A 21,879-nucleotide genomic window follows, 5' to 3' on the forward strand; every position below is an offset into this window, starting at 1 on the left:
CGATGACCACTCCCGTGCGGGTTCCTGCCGACGTCGACCGTCCCGACAGGGTCCTCGGGCCGCTGACGGCCCGGCAGCTCGCGATCCTCGGCGTCACCGGGGTGCTGCTGTATGGCTTGCACGCCCTGACCCGCCCACTCGTGCCGCTGCCCGTGTTCCTCGTCGTGGCCGTACCGCTCGCCGTCGCCGCGGCGGTGCTCGCGCTCGGGCACCGCGACGGCCTACCGCTGGACATGCTGGCACTCGCCGCGATCCGGCAGCGTTTCTCACCCAGGCACCGGGTCGCCGCCCCCGACGGGGTACGCCCCGCACCGGCCTGGCTGACCGCCCGACAGCACGCCGACCGGCGCGGACCGGGAGCCGTCGAGACGGTGTCCCCGGTTCCGCTGGAACTGCCCGCCGACAGCGTCGACGACACCGGCGCACTCGCCGGGATCATCGACCTCGGCGACGACGGGCTCACGGTCATCGCCACCTGCTCGACGGTCAACTTCTCGCTGCGCACCCCGTCCGAGCAAGAGACCCTCGTCGCCTCCTTCGCCCGATACCTGCACAGCCTGACCGCGCCGGTGCAGATCCTGGTGCGCGCCGAGCGGATCGATCTCGCCCCGCAGATCGCAGCGCTGCGCGCTCGCGCCGGCGGGCTGCCGCACCCGGCGCTCGAGGCCGCCGCCCGCGACCACGCCGACTTCCTCACCGAGCTGGCCGCCCAGACCGACCTGCTGCGCCGACAGGTGCTGCTCGTGCTGCGCGAACCCCTGCGGACCGCACCGCCGGCCCAGGAGAGGGTGTGGCCCTGGCGCCGCCGTGCCGAGGCCGCGCCGCGCGCAGCGAGCGCCCGGCAGGCGGCCGAGCAACGGCTGGTGCGCCGCCTCGGCGAAGCCACCGACCTGCTCGGCGCGGCCGGGATCGTGATCACGCCCCTCGACGCCGCCGCCGCGACCGGGGTACTCGCCGCGGCCTGCAACCCCGACACCCTCCTGCCGCCCTCGGCGGCACTCGCCGCCGCCGACGAGGTCATCACGTCCACCACTTCGTTCTCCGACCTCTACGGCCCCGACCCCGACACCCCGACCGCAACACCACGCACACCCCGGCCAGCACAGCCCGTGCCACCGCAGCGGCCCTCGGCGCCAGCCGTGCCGCCGGGGCGTGGCGGGCCGTGGCTGGGCGAGGACGACGACTGGGACTACGACGACGAGATCGAGAGCAGGTAGGTCAGCCATGGCACGCACCCGCACCTTCCCCGGCCCCGGCCCGTCCGGCTCGGCGGCGGCGTTCACCCCCGACTCGCTCTCGGTCGGCACCCGGCACCTGGAGGTCGGCAACGAGTTCGTCGCCAGCTTCGGCGTCACCGGCTACCCGCAGGAGGTCTTCCCCGGCTGGCTCGCGCCGCTGCTTACCTACCCGGCGCGCCTGGACGTGTCGGTGCACATCCAGCCGGTCGACCCGGCCACCGCCGCCAGCGGGCTACGCCGGCAGCGCGCCAAGCTGGAATCCTCGCGCCGCCACAACATCCGCCACGACCGGCTCGACGATCCCGACCTCGACGCTGCCGCCGACGACGCCGCCGCCCTGTCGCGCCGGATCGCCCGCGGCGAGGGCAAACTGTTCAAGTTCGGCCTCTACCTCACCGTGCACGCGCCGGACGAACAGACGTTGGCCGAGGACGTGTCGGCGCTGCGGTCGCTGTGCGCGTCGCTGCTGCTGGACGCCAAACCCACCACCTACCGAGCGCTGCAAGGCTGGGTCTCGACCCTGCCCCTTGGACTCGACCAGCTGGGCCTGACCCGCACCTTCGACACCCCGGCCGTTGCCGCGGCCTATCCGTTCACCTCCCCCGACCTACCCGCGCCCGCCACGACCGGCAGCGCGCCGGGCGGGGTGCTCTACGGCTACAACCTCGGCTCCTCCGGGCTGGTGCACTGGGACCGCTTCGCCTGCGACAACTACAACTCCGTGATCCTAGGACGCAGCGGCTCGGGCAAGTCCTACCTGGTCAAGCTCGAGATCCTGCGCAGCCTCTACCGCACCGTCGGCGACCACAACCAAGACGCCGAGGGGGTGCAAGTGTTCGTCGTGGACCCCGAGGACGAATACGCCCGCCTGTCCGCCCAGGTCGGCGGCACCTACCTGCACCTGGGGGCCAACGGGATCCGACTCAACCCCTTCGACCTACCCGTGTTCACCGACGGGCGCGGGCACCGCACCGCCCCGCGAAACGCGCTCAAACGCCGCAGCCTGTTCCTGCACACTGTGCTCGGCGTCCTGTTCGGGGCCGAGATCACCGCCGCCGAACGCACCGTGCTCGACACCGCGATCACCACGGCCTACGCCCACGTCGGAATCACCGACGACCCGCGCACCTGGACCCGCCCGGTGCCGCTGCTGCGCGACCTGCGCGACCGCCTCGCCGAAGCCGGCCCGCACAACCCGGTCGCCGCCGACCTCGCCGCGCGACTGCACCCGTTCGTCGACGGCGCCTTCAGCGACCTGTTCGACGGGCCCACGACCGCCACCCCCGACGGGCACCTCAACGTGTTCAGCCTGCGCGACCTGCCCGAGGAGCTGCGCCCGGTCGGGGCACTGCTCGTGCTCGACGAGATCTGGCGCCGCGCCGGCAATCCCGCCCACCGCCGGCCCCGCATGGTCGTGGTCGACGAGGCCTGGCTGCTGATGCGACTGCCCAGCGCGCTGCGATTTTTGCTGCTGTTCGGGCTGTCCGGCCGCAAGCGCTTCATCGCGCTCATGCTGGCCACCCCCAACGGGCTCGATCTGCTCGCCGCCGCCTTGGGCAAACCCATCCTGGACAACTCAGCCACCGTCATCGTCATGGGCCAGCAGCCCCAGGCCGCCGCCGAGATCGCCGCCGCACTGAATCTCTCCGCCGGGGAGCGCCATTTCATCGCCACCGCCGGGCGGGGGCAGGGCCTGCTCGTTGCCGGCACCCACCGGGTCGCGTTCGAGGGACTGGCCTCCCCGGCCGAGCACGAGCTGATCACCACCGACCCCGCCGAGCTCGCCCGCCAAGCCGAGCACGACCCCGGCTCCGTCGACGCTTCCCTGGCCGAGGCCTACCTCGACCTCGGCCCCGCCGAACCCGCCCCCGACGGCGACAACCTGGTCGCACTCGACACCCACTAACCGAGCCCAGCCAGAAGACTTTTGTGTTCTCCCACTGGTTTTCGTTGGGAAGTGACCTCGCCATGCAACTGCACACCGCCGCCGACCCGGCCGAGAATGGCTGGGTGGGGGACTACCTGCACGACCCCGCCCACGCCACGCTCAGGCTGCTCGCTGCGCTGCGCGATGCCGCGGCGCAGTACTCTCCGGTCGCGATTCCCGTTGCCCTGCTGGTGATCGCGGCCTGGGTCGTCACTCGCCGCTGGTGGCGGGCGCGATGCCGGGCCGCGCTGCAGATGGACGCGCGCCGGATCACCGTGCTCGCCCCACCTCAGGTCGACCCCGCCGGCGGCGCCGCCCTCTGGTCCAACCTCGTCGGGTTGCTGCGCCCGGCCTGGCGACGCTGGTGGGCCGGCCAACCGCATCTGGCCCTGGAGTACGTGTTCGGCGAGCACGGGGTAACCGTGCAAGTCTGGGTCCCCGGCGTCATCCCGCCGGGTCTGGTCGAGCGCGCCATCGAATCCGCCTGGCCCGGCGCGCACACCCGCACCCACCCCGCCGCCTCGCCCCTGCCCGCCCTCACCGTTGGGCACCGGCGCCTCACCCTGGGCGGGCACCTGCGCCTCGCCCGCAGCGAAGCCCTGCCCCTCCGCACCGGCTTCGACGCCGACCCGATCCGCGCGCTGCTCGGCGCCCCGGTCGGGCTATCGCGCGCCGAGCACGCCTGCGTGCAGATCCTCGCCCGCCCAGTCACCGGCCGCCGCGTCGCCCAAGCCCGTCGCGCCGCCCGCCGCGTGAACCACGCCAGCACCGGGCGGCTGGCCGGGCGGATCCTCGACGCGTTCACCCCCGGCGCCTCCGCCACCCGCCGTGGACGCACCCCCGAGGCGCGGCGCATCAGCCAGAATCCGCGACTGTCGCTGGAGTACTCCGCACAGAACAAGGCCATCGTCGCCAAACAACGCGGCAGCCAGTACGAGACCCTCGTCCGCTACGTCGCGGCCACCGATCTGCCCGCCGACGCCGGAGTCGAACGTGCCCGGCAAGCCCGCGCCACCGCCCGCGGCCGCGCGCACGCACTCGCAGCCGCGTTCGCCGCCTACACCGAGCACAACCACTACACCCGCAGCCGGCTCCGGCACCCAGCCACGGCGCTGCGTGAGCGCCGTCTCGATCGCGGGGATCTGCTGTCTGTACCCGAGCTCGCGGCACTGGCGCACCTGCCCACCGACGCCGAAATCCCCGGGGTCGAACGCGCCGGGGCAAAAGCCGTCGCCCCGCCGCCAGGGGTCGCGGTACCCGGCCCCGAGGTCCTCCCGCTCGGGCACGCCGACACCGGGGACCGCAGGCCCGTCGGGCTGCGCGTGTCCGACGGGCGCCACCACCTGCACGTGCTCGGCGCCACCGGCAGCGGCAAGTCGACCCTGCTCGCCGGCATGGTGCTCGACGACGCCGCCCACGGCCGCGGTGCCGTGGTCATCGACCCGAAAGGCGACCTGGTCACCGACATCCTGAGCCGACTGCCACGCGCGGTCGCCGAGCGAGTCGTGCTCTTCGACGCCGACTCCCGCCACCGCCCGCCGATCCTCAACCCCCTCGACGGCCACGACACCGACCGGGAGGTCGACAACCTCGTCTCCGTCTTCCGCCGCATCTACTCCGCGTTCTGGGGACCACGCACCGACGACCTGATGCGCGCCGCCTGCCTGACCCTGCGCGCCCAGGAAGGCGTGGCGACACTGGCCGACCTACCCAAACTGCTGACCAACGAGGCCTTTCGCACCCGCATCACCGCCGGCCTGACCGACCCCGTCCTCGCCGGGTTCTGGCAGTGGTACGACGAGCTCACCGAAAGCTCCCGCTCTCAGGTCATCTCCCCGCTGATGAACAAACTCCGCGCGTTCCTGCTGCGACCCTTCGTCAAAGAAGCCATCGCCGGCGGACGCTCCACAGTGGACATGGCCCACGTACTCGACGACGGCGGAATCCTCCTGGCCCGACTCCCGAAAGGCTCCCTCGGAGAAGAAACCACCCGACTGGTCGGCTCGCTGATCGTATCCAGCACCTGGCAGGCCGCCACCGCCCGCGCCCGCATCCCGCAACGGCTGCGCCACGACGCCAGCCTCACGATCGACGAGATGCACAACTTCCTCAACCTGCCCTACCCCATCGACGACATGCTCGCCGAAGCCCGCGCATTCCGCCTACGCATGGTGCTCGCGCACCAACACCTCGGGCAGCTCACCCGCGAACTCAAAGAAGGCGTGTCCACCAACGCCCGGTCGAAGATCTACCTCTCCGCCTCCCCCGAAGACGCCCACGAACTCGTCCGCCACACCGCGCCCCGACTGTCCGACCACGACCTCTCCCACCTCGACGCCTTCCACGCCGCCGTGCGCCTGGTCGTAAACGGACAGCAAACCGAACCGTTCACCATGACCACCACACCCCTACCTCCCGCGATTCCCGGACGGGCACGCGAAATCCGGGCCGCGCACCGCGCACAACGACGAACAGCGCAGCAGGCCGCCCCTATCACGCATGTCGCCACGGCCCCCGCCGCCGCGACCGCGACCGCGACTACACCGTCCCGCCCGGACGCGACCCGTCGCGTGGCGCCGTCGAGGCCACCCACCACCGACCCGCGCCGCAGCCGCCCCTGACCAACCGGACCACCGACAGCCCCGGGAGGCGCTCGTGATCACCACCACGACCCGACAGCACACCCTGCGCGCCCACTTGCCCGGGCGCCCGAGCAGCCGCAGCGCCGGATCCATCGAACACCAAGCCATGCTCGCCGCCCGCCTCACCCACCGCGACAAATGGCTGCTGGCCCTGCTGCACGAACACCGCGTGCTCACCAGCCACCAGATCCAGAACGCCGCCTTCCCCTCCGGCCGCGCGACGCGGAAACGGCTGCGCGAGCTTTACCTCTGGCGCGCGATCTCGCGGTTCCAACCTTTCCAACAGCTCGGCTCCGCCCCGATGCACTACGTGCTCGGCCCAGCGGGCGCCGCCGTCCTCGCCGCCGAACACGGCCTCGAGGTTCGCGATCTCGGTTACCGCCACGACCGGGCCATGGCCATCGCCCACAACCAGCGCCTCGCCCACACCATCGGCGTCAACGACTTCTTCACCTCCCTCATCGCCCACGCCCGCCACGCCCACACCACCGAAACCGCCCTCGCCTGGTGGTCCGAAGCCCGCTGCGCACGCCACTTCGGCGACCTCGTAATCCCCGACAGCTACGGACGCTGGCGCGCCGGCACCCACCACGGTGTCAAGCCCGTGGCCGAGCTCGAGTGGTTCCTCGAGTACGACACCGGCACCGAATCCCTCCCCAAACTCGGCCGCAAACTGGCCGGATACAGCCGCCTCGCCGAGGCCACCGGCATCGCCACCCCCGTGCTCGTATGGCTGCCCACCACACGCCGCGAAGCCGGGGCCCGCACCGCCCTCGCCCGCGTCCACGCCGGCCTCGACAGCCGCCACCTCGTCCCAGTCGCCACCGCGGCCGCCGCATTGCTCAACCCCGCCTCCATGCTCCGCAGCCCTGCTGATGCAGTGTGGCTGCCCCTCACCGCGGAACGGTCCGAGCGGGGCGGCCCCCGATACGGCCTGGACGAGCTCACCCGGGTCTGGCCCGGCCTCGCCCCGCCTGCCGAGCCCGGCGACGAGGACCGCGCCGAGCCACGCGAGGCAGCCGTGGCCACGCCGTACCGACTTCCCGCTCCGCTTCCAATGCCGCCGGCGGCCACACCGAACCACCTCACCCGCCACGAGGCCTGAAACCCACGACGCGGCCCGCGCCGCCGTGGCTCGCACCTGCGGCGTCGCCGCGAACGGAGGACCCGCATGGCAGACAAGATCCCCGCAGGGCTGGGCGCTCTCTTCGTTATCCTCGCCACGCTGTTCGGTAGCGGCGCCGGCGCGGTCCTCCAGGCCGCGAGTGACACCACACCCTCCGCATCATCGGAATGCACGCCCGACGGATCGCCGACCGGCACCGTGCCGGACCTCACCGCCGAGCAGCTGACGAACGCCGCCGTCATCGTGGCAGTCGGCAAGAAACAGGGCGTGCCGCCACAAGGATGGATCATCGCCGTCGCCACCGCCCTCCAAGAATCCGGGCTGCGCAACCTCATCTACGGCGACCGCGACTCACTGGGGCTGTTCCAGCAACGACCGTCCCAGGGCTGGGGAACCCCCGCCCAGATCACCACACCCGCCTACGCCGCCGCCGCGTTCTACCAGCGCCTCGCCACCACACCCGGATGGCAGCAGATGAGCGTCACCGACGCCGCCCAAGCCGTCCAACACTCCGGATTCCCAGGTACCTACGCCAAACACGAGCAGCGCGCCCGCGCGATCGTGGTCGCCCTCGTCGGCGTCCGGTGCCAACCCGCACCCACCGGCGGCTCCTCCGGCCGCAGCTGCGACGCAATCCAGGCGCCCAACCCGGCGGCGCTGGCCGCGATCAACTACGCCTGTGGGCAGCGCGGCCTGCCATATCTGTGGGGCGGCAACGGGCCCCAAGACCACGGATTCGACTGCTCCGGGCTCACCACAGCCGCCTACCGTGCCGCCCGCATCACCCTGCCTCGCACCGCCGACGCCCAATACCGCACCGGGCCTCAACTGCCGGCGACAACGCCGCTGCTCCCCGGCGACCTCGTTTTCTACGGCACCGTTGCCCACGTCCATCACGTCGGCCTCTACCTCGGCGGCTCGACGATGATCGATGCACCCGACGAAGGCCAGGTCGTGCAGATCCAGCCCTACCGGCACTCCGGAGACGACTACCTCGGCGCGACGCGGCCCGCCCGGTGAATGCCGCATTACTACACAACACTTTGCATGGTTCATCGCACTACGCCGTCCGCGCGTCCACACGAGACAGACGTCTTGTTTGGACGAATCGCTTGACATACAGCCACGCACGGAGCGTCCATAGTGAACGTGGCCGCCGAAGCGCCCGTCGGGCAAGACCCCAAGCCGGGCCACGAATCGTCATCACATCCGACACCTACATGGAGTTCGCCATGTCCCCCAACAATCACGCCACCCACGGCACAGCCTCGGTCGCGACCACTGGGCGCCACCTTCGTGCCGTGCCGCAATCCGGCCAAGACAACATGTCGAACGCAGAAAGCAAAGTGTTGGCGGCCCTGATCGCCAACCCCGACTCCACCTCAGCCACATTGGCGAAGGCGGCACAGGTCGGCCGCTCCACAGCGGGGAAGATCCTGGCACGCTGGGACCACGAGGGCCGCGCTCTGCGCACCTCCGGCGGCGACAAAAACTCTCCCGGCACCTGGAAAATCGCGCCCACGGCAAGCCCCGAACCCGCCGTCGGGCCCATCGATAAATCCGACGCCAGCTCCGCAACCGAGACCGACGACGGGCCCGTCGAAGCAGACGACCACGCGCCACCCGTGACGGCCGTATCGTCCCCCGGCGACGGCATTCCCGTCAGCAGTCCGCTCCCTTCCACCGACAGTGACAGCACCACACCATTGCCCGTCGAATCATCGGGCGGCCCGGCCGATGGCAGCACCACGGCCGTATACCCGGCTGGCAATGCGCCCGCAGATTCGACGGGCGACGGTCCGACTACCAACGGCCGCCTGCCCAAGGGCGCCCTGCGGGCGCTGGTCCAGCAATACCTGACTGATCGCCCTGGCCAGGACTTCGGACCCGCCAAAATCGGCAAAGAGCTTGGCCACTCGGGCGGCGCCGTGAACAACGCCCTCGAAAAGCTCGCCGCCGACGGATACGCATTCAAAACGTGCGAGGCGCCGAAACGCTTCACGATCAACCCGGGCAAGACCGACGTCACGCAACCCGCCATCGTCGCCGACGACGACAAAACGGCCTGACAAGACGAAAGAACAGGGTAGGGCCGCCACACGATGTGGCGGCTATACCCCGTTCTTTCGTGCCGACGCGTGGCATCACCACAGCGGAACGGGTTACGCAGAAGGCGATGTGGCAGTTACAACGACGGTGGGTGCGAACGGCGTGTCAGCCGTTCGCACCCACCGTCGCGGAGCCAGGCGGTGCGCGAGGCCTTCTCACTCAACGGTCCGGCGACCCAGGACCGGTTGTCCTCCGTGGCCGTTCTGATACTCCGGAGACCATGGGAACCGCCCGGCCGCGTCGGCATACACCAGTTGCATCGCACGGACTGTGGGGCCGTAGATCGCCACCGCGACGTTCAGATGAACCGACGGCTCCGCGAGGGCAACGACCTCCACCTCCGCCACGCCACGCACGCTGATGTACTCGCCGGGCTGCAGAGGCCCGTCACTCACCACCCTCTCGGCCGTCGTCGCCAGCAGCGTCTGTCCTTGTAGGGGCGACAGTCCGGCCACCACCAGCTCGGGCAGCTGCCAAGCCGTCAGTCCGATCGTGTACGTCCAGGACGGGCGAGAACCTGTCGTCAGTACATGCTGAATGCACCACCCGTAGTCATCGACCCTCGCGCGTACCTTCTCGATGTACCTCGACAAATCCGATCCTTCTTGACGTGCACACATCGGTCGCTCTTCCTCTCTTTGTCTGCAATCGACAGTGCTGGGCCTTCAGTGTTCGTCGCGGCTGTCTCGTCCGGACCTGCGCGGCGTTCGTGCGGTTCATCGTCGCGTTCGGCGCGACGTAGCAGGTATGCGACGATGACAACGGGGGTCCAGGGTCCGGGCAGCGCCATAGCCAGCAGTGCCCAAACGAGGCGGTGTTTCCGGTCGCGCGGCGCCGCTTCCGCTGTGGCGGTCTCGGCACGGCAACGACTCCGTCGGGACTTACGCCTCATGCTGTGCCAGGTAATCGATCAGTTGTCCATCACCGTCGACGAAAAACACCGCTCCCGCGAGCCCCCAGGGGAACCGCGCCCAATCCAAGCCATCCGAGGGTTGCAGGTCAGCAATGTTGCGCACGGACCGGGACGAGCTCGCGACGAACGGCCTTGTGCTGCGGCTCGTTAGAGTCCGTCCCGACGGACGTCCACCATGTAAAACTGCTTGAAATTCGGCTTCCATGGTTGTCACACCTCGACGTGCTCGGGGATGCGTCCATTGCTGCGGGCGGCGAGCAAGTCACGGTGGATTCGGTGCGCGAAGGCGCCGAACGAATCGCAGGCCGCCGGGTCGTCGGAGCGGCGTTCGCCGATGGACACGCCTGGCGTCCAAGTTTCGTCGAAGAACATTCGTCTTCCTCCTGGTATCGGTGAGTGTGTGGAGGGTCAGTCCCAGAACGCGTGTGTTTCGGCCACGGTGGTCACGGTTCCGGGGCCGCGCCCTTCCAGCAGCAGGTCAGCGACGAGGTCGGGGGCGACGACGCGGGGAAGCAGCCGGAAACGGCGGTCGTCGCGGTCGTGAGGGTTGGTCCAGTCGAGCGCGGCGGCCGCCGCGAGGATCTCCTCGTATGCCTGGAGGTCGCGCGGGGCGGGGTTGGGGCTGTTGTCGGCTTCGTTGTCGAGGTTGTAGATGTAGAGGCAGATCTCGTCCCTGGCGGTGTTGGCGACGGCGGCGTATCGGGCTTGGGCCCAGACCGCTGACGTCGGTGTGCGACTCAGGCGCGTCGCGTCGTTGACGATCCACACGGCCAGCGCCTGTAGGTCGAGGGCAGCGGTGTCGGCGTAGAGCGAGCCGTATACGCGGTCCACGGGCGAAAGGCTGACGCGAGGCCGGCGTTCCGCGGAGACGGTGACGATGTGCCAGAGTCCGCCGTTCGTGACGCCGTACCGATCGGGGGCGTGGTAGAGGACGCGCCCTTCGTCGAACGTGTACCCGTGCCAGTGCAATCGGAGGTCGCACCGGTCGTCACCCCGGGGCGCGACGTCGGTGAGCGCCCGCAGGGCGTCGGGGTCGGCGTGCTCCGGCGCCCCGCCCAGCCCCGCCGCCGCCCAGACGGGGACAAGGGTGTCGACGGCCTCGTTGAACTCCTCGACCGTCGATGCTTCGAGCATGCGTCGCCCGGCGGGCAACACGACGAGAGTCGACGGGTCGGGCGGCGGGTTGAAGCCTTCGGCGGCGATCACGGCGCGGACCGCACTGGCCGTGGGGCCGCGTCCGTTGAAGAACCCGGCTCGTTCGCGGGAGTCGGTGCCGCGTTTGAGCGCGGGTTGACTGTTGTTCTCGGCTGTGTCGATCACGAGGTTTCCGTTCGAGGGCAGGCGGGTGGTTGGTCAGCGCGGGGTCCGAGTCGCGTCCCGCAAGCGTTGGGCGATTTCGTGCACGGGTGCCGTAAGGATCATGGTCAGCACGACGACGGCGGAGCCCTCGTCTCGCGGGCGTACGGGTACGCCGTCGATGCAGACGTGGTTGCCGTCGGCGGCGACGATGCGCCAATCGGTCTGGCGGATTCGCTCGACGCAGCAGTAACTGTCGACGAAGGCGCCCTCACGGGTGACCGTGCGATAGAGGACCCGTGCGCGTCGGCGCGATCGGCAATAATCGTGGTCACCTGGCAGCCGTTCTCGGTGGACGTGCGTGCCACCATGTCGACCTCACCGTCGTAGTTCGTCATCACTGCTCCTTTTGCATTTGTCGTCGAAGTAAAATCCGCAAATGGACTCGCCGGCCGAGGCCATCGAATCGCCACCAGGCGGCGCGCCCGGCCGACGTCGTTGGTCGGTGCGCACGGGGTCTGGTGCGGTGGTCCCGCCCCGGACCCCGTGCGGTCAGCGGGCGGCGCGCAGGGCGGCGGTGGCGGCGTGCCCGATGGCACGGGCGGTCGTCGTGTGGTCAGTCAGTACGTGGACGGTCGCCCCGCTGAGCGGTTTGTCGTTGGCGCTGGTGGTCAGCCACAGCGCGGCGCAGCCGGACTCTCGGAGCCGGTCGAGCTTCTTCTGGCCCTTGCGGCGGGGTTCATGCCGGTATTCGCCGTCGGACACGATGACCACCAGCCGTGCCGCGCCGGGGCGGGACAGGCCGAGGGCGCCGTCGAGGGCGTCCAGCGCCACGGGGATGTCCTCCCAGTTGTCGTTGGAGTAGAACTCGGTGACCTCGGCGGGCGGCCTGCCGGGGTGGGTCAGCGGGCGGACGTGGCGTCCGAAGATCACGCTGGCGGTCTGTGTGGGCACCCTGGTGTGGCGGGCGGCATTGGCCAGAATCCACGCCGCTGAGGCCACGTGTGCTCGCGCCCATCCCATTGATCCGGACACGTCGCACGCGATCCCGACCCGCAACGGCGGCACTATGACGGGGGTCCGGGTGACGCGGGTGAACGGTTCGGCGGTCACGACGGCCCCGGCGGCGCGCTGGGCTTCGGCGGCGCGCACCCCGCGCATCCGCAACCGTCCCGGGGGTACCTCCGAAGTGGACTTCGTCGCGACGCGTTCCCGGATTCCGGCGGTGTCCAGCGCCCGGGCCAAGACTCGTGCGGCGGTGCGCTCGTCCTGTTCGGGCGGCCGGGTTCCCGCCGTTTTCGTGCCTCCTCGGCGGGGGCCTCCGGCGGCGAAGACCAGCCGCGCGGACTTCCGTGCGGTCCGCTCTGCGGCGTCCTCGGCTGCCCTCTCGGCGGCGGCGACGGCGGCGGGGTCCTCGGGTGCCTTTTCCTGCGCAACGTTCGCGGCGACTTCGTTGAGGACGGAGGCGATCGCGTCGGCCAGAGGCGAAGGGTCGGCCGTGGGTCCATCGGGATCGGGGGTGCCGGAGGGGTCGGGGGGCGTGCCCGGTTCGGCGGGCGTGTTGGGGTCGGTGCCGAGGATCTCGCACCATCGGCGGCCGAGGTCGAGCATGGTCGTGGCGTCGTCGTCGGCGGTGCACAGCGCTTCCCGCCACACCGCCCGCAGCTTGTCCAGTACCTCCGCCCCGAGGACGTCCTCGACGACGCTGGCGACCTGGGCGACCTCTGCGCGGGTGAGCACGCCACCGTCCGCGCGGCCCAGTAGCAATGCGGCGGTGTGTGCGGCGTCCGCAGGAGTCAGCTGCGGGGCGGTGGCGGGGTCGGCGAACAGGTGTAAGTCGGCGGCGACGATGCCCTTCACACACGCCCGCAACCAGTGCCGGTCATCGGGTCGGCGCCGCACGTGCGCGGCCTCCATGCGGGGCTCTTCCAGCAGCATCGCAGCGGCGACCACGGCGGGCGGTGCGTCGTGCGGGGGTTCCCACGCGGTGTGTTTGGCGTGGCCGCATTCGTGGGTCAGGGCGCCCCACGCCGGGGCGTAGCTGGCACGATCGGACAGGTTGGCGGGGTCGATGGTCGCGGGGTCCACGCCGAGGTGGTTGCCGTCGACCTCGATCAGTGCGCGGGCGGGGTAGAAGCAGGCCGGGGCGCCGCCGCCCGCGCCGGGAGCGACGCTGACCAGCAGGTCGTCGCGGTCGGCGATGATCGGGACTTCGTCGGCCAGCGCCACGGACAGGGTCAGCCATTCCGGCCGCGCGGGGAACACGGCGGGTCCGGTGGCGGTCGGGTCGATGGTGATGTGGGTGGTCACGTCTGAGGTCCTTTCGCGGCGGTTGTGGGTCGATTTGGTGGGGTGTCAGGGTTTGGTGGTAATGCGTGCGCCGAGGGCAAGGGGCTCGACGGTGCGGCCGAAGGCATCACGCACGACGGCGGCGACGGTGGCGCGGTCCTCTTCGGGTGCGATGCCGACGAAGTTCCCGGCGGCGGCGTCCGCGCCCAGCACGGCGGCGATCTTCTTGAACGCCAACAGTTCGCGTAGTTGTGGCGCCCACCCGACCTCGCCCCGTTCCTGCCGGGTGGCGAGGTTGCGGGCTACGCGCACCGCTTTTTTGTCCACGCCCAGCTGGTCGGCGAGGTCGTAGTCGCTGGACACCTGAACCTGCACGGAGAACCGGGACGCCAGGGCATCGGTGAGCACCGCCCCATGTACGCCGGGGTTGTGACCGGCGACGACATAGAACCCGGGCGTGGCGTCGACGACCTCGCCGCCGTTGGCCTTGATCACGATCTGACGACGTCCGTCCATCGCGGGGTAGACCACGGCCAGCACGGTCGGCGGGATCAGAGTCGCGTCGTCAATGAATAGCGGCGCCCCGTCGCGCATCGCGCGGACCAACGGGCCGTGCACGAACACGAAGTCACCGTCTGGGGTTTTGGTGTAGTCGCCGACGAAGTCGGCTACCACGGTGTCGCCGTCCCCCTGAACCGTGATGCAGTCGGGAAACGCCGCTTCCACCACCGACGTCTTGCCCGTGCCCGGCGGCCCGTACAGCAGCGCCGCAACGCTGGCGTCCCGCAACCGCCGCAACGCGGTCACGTCCGGCACGCCGGACAGTAACCGGGGGTGGTAGTCCATGCCGTTGGGGCGCATAACGGGACCGGTCACCAGGTGCGCCGCGCTGGTGGTGGTGACGCCCGTGCCAGTCGATCCGGGCGCGGTCGCTGCTGCGGCACCCGGCGCGCCCGTCGGCGGCCGTGACGGTGTCGCGCGGGATTTACGGGACGCGTGGGGTGCGCGGGGCGACCCCGGGGCGATCACAGACGCGGCGACGGCCGCCGTGGTTGCGGTCGCCCGGTACATCAGCGGCGTGGCGGCGGCGATCGCAGCTTCCCCCCGGTCCGCGAGTGCCTTGCACGCGTTGCCAACCGCCCCGGATGACCGGCGCAGGACGTTCGCGATCTCACGCGGTTTCAGTTCGGTGTGTGCGTTGTCGGCCAGGACTTTGGCGACCATGGCGCGCAATTCACCGTTGCGCAGTCGGGTTGTTGCGCTGCCCGCCGGTGCAGCGGGCGCGGTGACGGATGATGAAGCGGGCGGCGTGGGCGTGGTCATCCTGTGCGTTCCTTTCGGCCGTGTCCGGTGTGCGGTGGCGGGTCGGGTCATTGGTGTTGCATCGTGTGAGCGGGCCGGTGCGAACGTTCACGCGTCGCGGTCGGGAAGGAAGGGGAAGTTCCTAAGCCGCCCGATGATCGCCGTCCGTGCCCGCTTCGGCGTCTTGGCGTGGTCCTGCAGCCAAAAGCAGCTACAAAACGCGGTGGCAGTCCCGTCGGGGTTGGTGATGGTGTCGGAGTAGCACATGGTTTCCCCGTTCCGTGATGCGTTTTCGGGATGACCTGTCGCGCAGCCCGATTCAGAGGCGGTGGCTATTTGTTTTCCGGCCCGGTGACACATCAAACGTAACTCGACCCCGGGCGGTGCACAACAGTTTTCCGCGACCAATTCGGGGGATTTTTTCGAATGTGGATATCGATTTCCATTCTGTTTACGCAGGTCAGGATGGATCAGCTTCGCTCGACGCGGGCGGGCCGGCCTCGAACAGGAATACATAGAAACAATTGTTTGAAATAGGAATATGACGCCATGAGGAGGAGTCAGGGAAGGTGATTTGAGTGCCGTGGTGATGACCACCGAGCGACCGCCACCCCCCTGCTGCGGCGACGCCGGGGTCAGATGTGTTCTCCTGCTTGGTGTCAGGCGAGTCTGGGACACCGTTGGATCCCCGATCGTGCACGGTGACCTGCAGAAACGTCGCGGATGGGTGGATCCGCCTTAGGCGGTCGCTGGAGCGGGTACCGGGCCGGTAGGGGTGCCGGAACCCGCGTTGGCGCCTGGTCCTCGGGGCGGCGGGTCGGCCGAATTTGCCTGCGAGGGCTGGCCACGGGAGCGAGTTCGACCTAGGGCGAATGGCACAGCGTCGGGGCGCGATACGCAGCGAGCCCGACGTGACACATTGATGAGGACGAGTCCCTGACGTGCACAGAGAAATGGGGAACGTCGTCGTCGACGGCGAAAATCGAATGGAGATGGTGCCACAGTTTTCTTTTTCTTCACGGTCGACGGACGCTCGCGTATTGACGCTAGCATCGTCTCGCCGCGAACAGCGGGACGATATCGAGGCATTTTGGTGTTTCTCGAAAATGCCTCAATCGAGTCGGTCGAGTTCAGCCGGATACTTCTCGGCAAGAGACGGAAGGGAGTGTCCTGCCCGTTCAGGCACAGTGGGGCGGTTCGGTCGTATCCGTGAGCGGGAGTCCCTGGGCGTGGTCGCGCAGCCGGCGTGCGAGATCGATGGTGTCCGCGGTCGGTGCTGTGTCCACTTCGGTCAGCCGGGTCTCGAGCAGGCTGAGGGTGCGGGAGATGGCGTCGTGGCGACCGAGTGTGTGTTGCAGGCGCATGATGTCGCGGTAGAGCAGTTCATTGTGGGGGTCGAATGCACGCGCCGTCTCGAGCAGGTCAAGGGTGTAGTCGGGGTCGTCCGCGACGCGAGCGCGCGCGAGTGCGGCGACGGCGTCAAGTGCGTCGCGACGGGTGGCTTCGCGGGCGGAGACGAGCCATTCACTGTCGAGCCCGTCGGCCAGCGTGCCACCGTAGCCGGCGACGACCATCTCGCAGGAGTGGGTGCGGTCGACTGGTGCGGTCGCGGTGCGGCGGCGAGTGACGGCGGTGGCGAAGCGCCAGTAGTCGACCTTCACGAGGTCGGGGTCGAGCCTGTAGCGCCCGTGCTCGATCAGCACCAGGTTGCCGATGGCGCCGTCCGTGGCGGTCGCCAGCGCCCGGCGGATGCGGGAGAGCACGGTGCGCAGGACGCTGGCCGGGTTGCGAGGTGGGTCGTCAGGCCAGAGGGCGTCGACGATCGCGTCGCGAGCGACGCCGGCGGGGTGCACCGCGAGGAACACGACCAACTCCAGCAGCCGCGCGGAGAGGGCGCTGGTGAGGTCGGTGGTCGCCTCGGGGTGCTCGGTGCCGGTCCGCCAGCGCAACGTCGGGGCCCCGAACACGGTCAGCTCGATCGAGGCGTCGGACACCGTCGCGTCGGGGATGGTCGGGGGCACGGGAGACGAAGGCGACGCGGGGCTGGTCGGCGAGTGGGAGTCGTGCGAGCCGGCGGTGGTTTCCAGACCATTGGAAGCTTCGGCGGGTTCGGGTGTCATGGCCGGTGCTGCGGGCGCGCGCGGGCTGGTGTTCGGGGGAGGGTCGGCCGGTTCGGTGGCGGTGCGGCGCTGGACCGCGTGCAGGAAGGAAAGCAGGTCGCGGGCGGCTGTGTCGGGCAGGGTGAAGGCTCGGGTGCCGCGCAGCGACTCGCCCGGGCCGGGATCGGTGGCGGAGATGATGCCCGCGGCGGTGACGTAGGCGGTCACGCCGGGGCGCCACTGGCCCAGCAGCACGGCGGTCATTCCGGCGGTGCCGTGATTGTCCAGCAGCTGCTGCAGGCGCGCTTGGCGGCTCGCCTCCTGCGGCGGTGTCGCGATCAGCATGCGGGGCCGGTGTAGCTCGGCGGGGTCGGTGTCGAGCCGGGTCAGAGCCGCCTCGAGGTCGGTCGTGACGGTGATAGCCCGGGGCAGGCTCGTGGCGGGTATCGGCAGGCCAGCCACGCGAGTCAGGTCGGCGGCGGGGAGCAGAACCTCCGGCGCGGCGTCCCCGGCGGGCGCCGGCGCGGTGAGGAGAGTGAGCAGCAACGCTCGGGCCGCGGCATAGGCGCCGGGCCCGACGAGTCCGAGCCCGTGCACCTGGGCCAGGTCGAGCGCGATCTGCATTCCGCCGCCGAATCCGGCAGCCCCCGTCTCGCCGCTCGTTCGCGCGCCAGATGCGGCGACGGCAAGGTCGACTGCCGAGGGCACTCTCGTCGGGCCGGCTCCTGCGCTCGCGCCGACCACCCGTCGAGCTCCGGTCGTGAGCACCTGCGCGGCGCCGCTCCCCTGGCCCCCCGTCAGCTCCGATCCGGCGACGGACTCGTTGTCGCCACAGTGCGGCTCAGCCGGGGGACGTGTGTCCAGGGCAGGATCAATGTCGTCGTCGCCGGGGTCCGCTGGGTCGGTGACCTCGAGGTCGTTGTCGCGCTGGGCGCGCAGGTGGGCCTGGCGCAGCCGGTAGACGATCGGAGCGGCCGGAAGGTCGTCGCCGCGGTGACCGCTGCCGGGCTGGTAGCGCGCGTGGCGCCGCCGGCGGGCGAGCAGCAGCAGCGCACTCACTGCGGTCGCCAGCCCGAGCCCGATGAACACCTCGCCCTCGCCCCAGGTCACCGCTCCCCCGCTGTGCTCGGTGCGCGCGATCTCCGGGCCCGGCGCGGCGTCCGAGGCGGGCGGCGCGACGGCCTGCGGGGATGGCCCCGTCTCCGGGCTCGGGAGGGTCGGTGCGAGGTGGTGCGGAGCGGCGGGTTGAGCAGGAGCGACCGGGCTGGGGGTCGGCTCGGCGGCGGGCAGGCGAAGAAGGTCACCCGGGTGGAGCAGGTTGGGGTTGCGCAGAATTCGTCCGTCGGGTTGTGTGCTGCCGCGGTTGAGCGCCCAGATCTCCGGCCATCGGTCGCCGTCACCGAGGCAGCGCTGCGCGACGCGCCACAGCGAGTCGTGGACCCCGTTGCCCGGCTCGCGCACGCGTTCAGCACCAGGACCCGCGGGTTGCGCCGGCCGTGTTGCCTCGGTGTCTGCAGCGGTGGCGCGGTCGACCGCCGCAGCGGCGGACGTGGCGTAGCTCTGAAGATGTCCGGGCGAGGGTGTGCTGGCGGGTGCCGCGTTGGCCGTGCGGCCGAGCAGCGCGACCAGCAGGGTGCCGACCAGCGCGGCAGCGACGCGGCGCACGGGCCCGCTGTCCTGCGGCCGGCGCGCGCCACGCACCACGTCCACCGCGCACGCGGCGACGTCGAGGATGAACACCGTCCACAGCAGCCACGCCACGCAGGCGAGCGCGTTGAGCAGGAAGGTGCTCGACATCGGTGTCCGCAGCAGCGCTTCGAGCTCGTCGAGGCTCGGCACGTGATCGGGCAACGGCCACCCGACGCCGTAGATCAGCACCAGCGGAAGCCCCGCCAGTAGAGCCACGAGCAATGCGGTCGCAAGCAGGCCGCGCACCGTCCAACCCAAGAACCGGACGGTGCTCGCGGCACGGTGACCAGGAGCGAGCATCAGCTGGGTTCCGCGCCTGCGGCAACAGGATCCGCTGAGCTGAGCTGCGGCGGCTGTGCGGCGGTTGGCAGGCCGTTCGTCTTCGGGTCGGTGCGCTTGCGTTTGCGGCCGCGGACGGGCTTGGCGGCCTGGCCGTGCCACCGGGCGAGGTCGGCTGCGGGGATGTCGGTGATCTGGGCCAGCTCGGCAACGTCGATCACGTCCGCGGCTGAGGTGAGGGTGGCGCCGAGCTCTCGTTCGAGCTCGGCGAGCTGGCCGGCGAGGTCGCTGTGGCGGCGGGCCAGCTCGCCGATCATGTTGGCTGCCTCGGCCCGACGGGCGCTGCGCGCGGAGTCGGTCTCCTCGATGCGACGGGCGATCTCCTGTTCGGAGGTGACCATGCCGGTTCTCCCTTCGTTCAGTGGACTACTCGTGGTGTAGGTCAGGGCTCGATGGCGGTCACGCCGCGTTGGGGGTGGGCGGTGCCGCGGCCGTGCGTGCGGATGTCGCGCACGCCGACTAACGACATCAGCTGAGTTCGGTAGGTGGCGGTGACCTCAACGGTCACGGTGTCGTCGCCGACCTCGACGCTCCCGGTGGCGCCGACGCCGGCGAGGTAGGCCTGGGCGAGCTGGTGCGCACGGGCAGGGTCGAGGCGGACCTGACCGGTGGTGCGGTAGGCGGTGAGGTCGAGGGCTTGGGCGCCGGCGCGGGCGGCGGACTCGGCTTGCCCGCCGGCGCGGACCTTGCCGGCCAGCGCGAGGCCGCCGTCCAAGCTCAGGCCGGCCAGGGCGAGCAGCGCGACAAGCAGGACGACCACCAGGACGGTCACCTGGCCGCGTTCGGCGCGCCACCAGCAACCCCATCCGCCCTCGGACTGGCGGGTCATGGTGTGGCTCCGGTGGATTGGGAGCGGAAGGTGTCGACGACTTCGCTGGCGGTGGAGATAAGCGTCCTCGTGGAGGGGACGCCGAGGAGCGCGGCTTGGCCAAAGTCGACACTGCAGCGCACGGTAGCCGTGACGCTGCTAGCCGGGGCGAGGGTGCCAGTCAGGGATGTGGTGATTTCGCGGCACACGATCCCCGCCTCGGCGAGTGCGTGGCTGGCGGTGTCGGCCGCCGCGGTGGTGGCGGCCGCGATGGTGCGTTGCAAGGTGGCGGCGCGGGCGGCCTGGTGGGCGGCGTCGTCCAGCCGCAGCCGCGCGTCAACCCCTCGGTGAACCACCACGGCGACGAACACCAGCAGCATCACCAAGAACGGGGCCAAGATCACCGTCTCGACGGTCACCGACCCCTGCTCATCGGCCCACCACCGCCGCAGCCGCCAGACGGCAGGGACCAGGCGGCTCATGGTGATCCCCCGTTGTCATCCGCACCTCCGGTGGCGCGCCGAGAGGTGACGCCGCCGGCGTGTGGCCAGGTGGAGCGCGGCCGCTCCCACGGAAAGCTGCCGGCGCCGGTGACGTCGCGGGCGGCGGTGATGTAGGCGAACACGCGTTGCGGGAGTTCTTCGGCGACCTCGGCCAGCTGGTGCAGAAGGTGGCTTCCGGGCAGTTCAGCGAGAGCCTGGTCGGTGCGCGTGGTCAGCTCGGCGGACCGGGCTTTGGCCTCCCACGCGCGGGTCAGCACCAGGCAGCCGTGCAGGTGACGGGCCACCTGGTCCAGGCCGTCATCGATGACGGCGACGGCCTCGCGTGCCGCGGCGACGAGCGCGCCGGTGTCGGTGTCGGGCTCGGCGGTGAGTTCGGCGGCGAGGCTGCGGGCAGCGCGGATGCGGTCCAAGCAGGCCAGGGTCTGCCACACGAGGTGATGCACCTCGGCGCAGAGCTGCGGGTCGAGCCAGACGCGCGCCGTGGTGCGGTGCAACTCGTCCACGCCGGCGATCAGATTCCGCACGAGCAGGTGGCTGTCGGGGCCGAGGTCGGCGAAGTCCCTGCTGCGGAAGAAGAATTCGCCGCGGACGCGGTCAAGACGGCACGGCCGGGCCGGCGGATGGCGGTGGTCGGTGGGCATGCGCAGGAACCGGCCGACCCCGACGGCCAGGACGACCCCGGCACCCACAGCGGTGAGCACGCTCAAGTTCGCGATGACCTCGGCCCATCCGGGCGGCGCATGGATCACGTCCGGCGCGGCAGCTCCGACAAGTCCGATGAGGAGGGTCTGCGGCAGCAACAAGGCACGAAGGCGTTCACGGTGCCATCGGCGACGTGGTGTCTGCGGGTTGAGCAGCAGCGTATCGGGTCCGTCCTGGAAGGTTCCGGTGCGCACCGGCGTGGTGGTGATTCGTGTGGTCATGGCATCTTCCGTTCGCGTGCCGTGCCGCTTGTGTGGCTGCGGCGTGAAGAGTCAGTGGGCTCCCGGGATGTCGGGGACGAAGCGTTCGACCACGCCGGCGGCTTCGGCGTGGACGTGCAGGTGCAGGCCGGGCACGACCGCGGCGGCCTCGCCCTGGACGACGACCGACACAGCCGTCGGTCCGCGGGACACGGTCAGCTGCGGGTTCTGCAGCGGTCCGTGGGCGAGGTCGTCGAGCAGTTGTTGCCCGGCCGTGCGCCCGGTGTCGGCGGTGCCATCCTGGGTGCGCGCGGCGGCGAGGGCTTGGGCAGTGGCGGCCTGGGCGACGTGAGTGGCGTGGGACCACAGCGCGAACTGGATGATCGCCATCAGAGCCAGGAACAGCACCGGGATGACGATGACCAGCTCGGCGGTGACCTCGCCGCGGTCACCCCGCAGCGCGCGCTCGAGGCGCGCAGTCACCGTGGGCGGTGACGCGGTCAGCTGCCAAGGTCGATCGAATTCGCTTTCGCGGTCAGCTTGGCCACGATGATCGCGACAATGGCGATCGCGGCGAGGGCCAGCAATGCGGTGACGATGACGGTGGTGGTGATCTCCCCGCGCTCCGGCTCGGCCCGCAACACCGTGATGCGTGCGCAGAGGACTGTCCACAGGGTGTGCATGTGGCTCCACATCA

Annotated in this window: 19 protein-coding genes; 6 read left to right on the forward strand and 13 right to left on the reverse strand. The window is 70.5% G+C overall.

All coding sequences use genetic code 11. The features are described from left to right. The first annotated feature begins 2 nt into the window (after nt 1-2). The 6 genes from K1T34_RS47655 (at nt 3) to K1T34_RS47680 (ending at nt 9,002) form a co-directional block, all read left to right on the forward strand. Complete coding sequence (locus tag K1T34_RS47655; protein WP_220241384.1) at nt 3-1,217, forward strand: PrgI family protein; 1,215 nt, start codon at nt 3-5, stop codon at nt 1,215-1,217. A 7-nt stretch (nt 1,218-1,224) separates the two neighbouring features. Continuing rightward, nucleotides 1,225-3,144: a VirB4 family type IV secretion system protein gene (locus K1T34_RS47660; RefSeq protein WP_220241385.1), complete on the forward strand. Its 1,920-nt coding sequence runs from the start codon at nt 1,225-1,227 to the stop codon at nt 3,142-3,144. Nucleotides 3,145-3,206: 62 nt separating this feature from the next. Further along, nucleotides 3,207-5,786: a type IV secretory system conjugative DNA transfer family protein gene (locus K1T34_RS47665; protein WP_220241386.1), complete on the forward strand. Its 2,580-nt coding sequence runs from the start codon at nt 3,207-3,209 to the stop codon at nt 5,784-5,786. A 34-nt stretch (nt 5,787-5,820) separates the two neighbouring features. Beyond that, nucleotides 5,821-6,912 (forward strand): replication-relaxation family protein, encoded by a 1,092-nt coding sequence (locus K1T34_RS47670; RefSeq protein WP_220241387.1) that lies wholly within the window; start codon nt 5,821-5,823, stop codon nt 6,910-6,912. Nucleotides 6,913-6,978: 66 nt separating this feature from the next. After that, a complete protein-coding gene (locus K1T34_RS47675) occupies nt 6,979-7,953 on the forward strand; it encodes a C40 family peptidase (protein ID WP_220241388.1) in 975 nt (324 codons plus the stop codon). Nucleotides 7,954-8,165: 212 nt separating this feature from the next. Continuing rightward, entirely contained in the window at nt 8,166-9,002 is an 837-nt protein-coding gene (locus K1T34_RS47680) for a hypothetical protein (protein ID WP_220241389.1), read from the forward strand. A gap of 195 nt (nt 9,003-9,197) precedes the next feature. On the opposite strand, the gene K1T34_RS47685 is transcribed toward K1T34_RS47680, so the two are convergent. The 13 genes from K1T34_RS47685 to K1T34_RS47745 form a co-directional block, all read right to left on the reverse strand. After that, a complete protein-coding gene (locus tag K1T34_RS47685) occupies nt 9,198-9,635 on the reverse strand; it encodes a DUF4262 domain-containing protein (RefSeq protein WP_255638082.1) in 438 nt (145 codons plus the stop codon). A 530-nt stretch (nt 9,636-10,165) separates the two neighbouring features. Continuing rightward, a complete protein-coding gene (locus K1T34_RS47690) occupies nt 10,166-10,327 on the reverse strand; it encodes a hypothetical protein (RefSeq protein ID WP_220241391.1) in 162 nt (53 codons plus the stop codon). 36 nt (nt 10,328-10,363) lie between these two features. Then, nucleotides 10,364-11,275 (reverse strand): hypothetical protein, encoded by a 912-nt coding sequence (locus K1T34_RS47695; RefSeq protein WP_220241392.1) that lies wholly within the window; start codon nt 11,273-11,275, stop codon nt 10,364-10,366. Nucleotides 11,276-11,379: 104 nt separating this feature from the next. Then, nucleotides 11,380-11,649: a hypothetical protein gene (locus K1T34_RS47700; protein ID WP_255638083.1), complete on the reverse strand. Its 270-nt coding sequence runs from the start codon at nt 11,647-11,649 to the stop codon at nt 11,380-11,382. Between the two features lie 154 nt (nt 11,650-11,803). Then, the gene (locus K1T34_RS47705; protein ID WP_220241393.1) at nt 11,804-13,561 is read right to left on the reverse strand and encodes a VWA domain-containing protein; all 1,758 of its coding nucleotides are present in this window, start codon (nt 13,559-13,561) and stop codon (nt 11,804-11,806) included. A gap of 45 nt (nt 13,562-13,606) precedes the next feature. Beyond that, a complete protein-coding gene (locus K1T34_RS47710) occupies nt 13,607-14,863 on the reverse strand; it encodes an AAA family ATPase (protein WP_220241394.1) in 1,257 nt (418 codons plus the stop codon). Between the two features lie 1,157 nt (nt 14,864-16,020). After that, on the reverse strand, nt 16,021-18,876 hold the full coding sequence (locus K1T34_RS47715) for a BTAD domain-containing putative transcriptional regulator (RefSeq protein WP_255638084.1): 2,856 nt from the start codon (nt 18,874-18,876) through the stop codon (nt 16,021-16,023). Nucleotides 18,877-18,929: 53 nt separating this feature from the next. Next, a complete protein-coding gene (locus K1T34_RS54185) occupies nt 18,930-19,310 on the reverse strand; it encodes a hypothetical protein (protein WP_255638085.1) in 381 nt (126 codons plus the stop codon). A 41-nt stretch (nt 19,311-19,351) separates the two neighbouring features. Then, complete coding sequence (locus K1T34_RS47725; protein ID WP_220241396.1) at nt 19,352-19,798, reverse strand: pilus assembly protein TadG-related protein; 447 nt, start codon at nt 19,796-19,798, stop codon at nt 19,352-19,354. After that, nucleotides 19,795-20,196, reverse strand: a complete 402-nt coding sequence (locus tag K1T34_RS47730; protein ID WP_360587546.1) for a TadE/TadG family type IV pilus assembly protein — start codon at nt 20,194-20,196, stop codon at nt 19,795-19,797. Before K1T34_RS47730 ends, K1T34_RS47725 begins: the two co-directional genes overlap by 4 nt. Nucleotides 20,197-20,255: 59 nt before the next feature. Further along, the gene (locus K1T34_RS47735; RefSeq protein ID WP_220241398.1) at nt 20,256-21,203 is read right to left on the reverse strand and encodes a hypothetical protein; all 948 of its coding nucleotides are present in this window, start codon (nt 21,201-21,203) and stop codon (nt 20,256-20,258) included. Nucleotides 21,204-21,254: 51 nt separating this feature from the next. Beyond that, nucleotides 21,255-21,665, reverse strand: coding sequence for a TadE/TadG family type IV pilus assembly protein (locus K1T34_RS47740; protein ID WP_220241399.1), 411 nt, complete (start codon nt 21,663-21,665; stop codon nt 21,255-21,257). 17 nt (nt 21,666-21,682) lie between these two features. Beyond that, on the reverse strand, nt 21,683-21,877 hold the full coding sequence (locus K1T34_RS47745) for a hypothetical protein (protein WP_220241400.1): 195 nt from the start codon (nt 21,875-21,877) through the stop codon (nt 21,683-21,685). Nucleotides 21,878-21,879: the final 2 nt, after the last annotated feature.

Origin of the sequence: Amycolatopsis sp. DSM 110486, assembly GCF_019468465.1 — a bacterium.
GTDB lineage: Bacteria > Actinomycetota > Actinomycetes > Mycobacteriales > Pseudonocardiaceae > Amycolatopsis.

Excerpts from the sequence above, each read along its gene's own strand:
- K1T34_RS47655 (WP_220241384.1), top strand. The coding sequence starts at position 3 with ATGACCACTCCCGTGCGGGTTCCTGCCGACGTCGACCGTCCCGACAGG.
- K1T34_RS47660 (WP_220241385.1), top strand. The coding sequence starts at position 1,225 with ATGGCACGCACCCGCACCTTCCCCGGCCCCGGCCCGTCCGGCTCGGCG.
- K1T34_RS47665 (WP_220241386.1), top strand. The coding sequence starts at position 3,207 with ATGCAACTGCACACCGCCGCCGACCCGGCCGAGAATGGCTGGGTGGGG.
- K1T34_RS47675 (WP_220241388.1), top strand. The coding sequence starts at position 6,979 with ATGGCAGACAAGATCCCCGCAGGGCTGGGCGCTCTCTTCGTTATCCTC.
- K1T34_RS47680 (WP_220241389.1), top strand. The coding sequence starts at position 8,166 with ATGTCCCCCAACAATCACGCCACCCACGGCACAGCCTCGGTCGCGACC.
- K1T34_RS47690 (WP_220241391.1), bottom strand. The coding sequence starts at position 10,327 with ATGTTCTTCGACGAAACTTGGACGCCAGGCGTGTCCATCGGCGAACGC.
- K1T34_RS47700 (WP_255638083.1), bottom strand. The coding sequence starts at position 11,649 with ATGACGAACTACGACGGTGAGGTCGACATGGTGGCACGCACGTCCACC.
- K1T34_RS47710 (WP_220241394.1), bottom strand. The coding sequence starts at position 14,863 with ATGACCACGCCCACGCCGCCCGCTTCATCATCCGTCACCGCGCCCGCT.
- K1T34_RS54185 (WP_255638085.1), bottom strand. The coding sequence starts at position 19,310 with ATGGTCACCTCCGAACAGGAGATCGCCCGTCGCATCGAGGAGACCGAC.
- K1T34_RS47725 (WP_220241396.1), bottom strand. The coding sequence starts at position 19,798 with ATGACCCGCCAGTCCGAGGGCGGATGGGGTTGCTGGTGGCGCGCCGAA.
- K1T34_RS47735 (WP_220241398.1), bottom strand. The coding sequence starts at position 21,203 with ATGACCACACGAATCACCACCACGCCGGTGCGCACCGGAACCTTCCAG.
- K1T34_RS47745 (WP_220241400.1), bottom strand. The coding sequence starts at position 21,877 with ATGTGGAGCCACATGCACACCCTGTGGACAGTCCTCTGCGCACGCATC.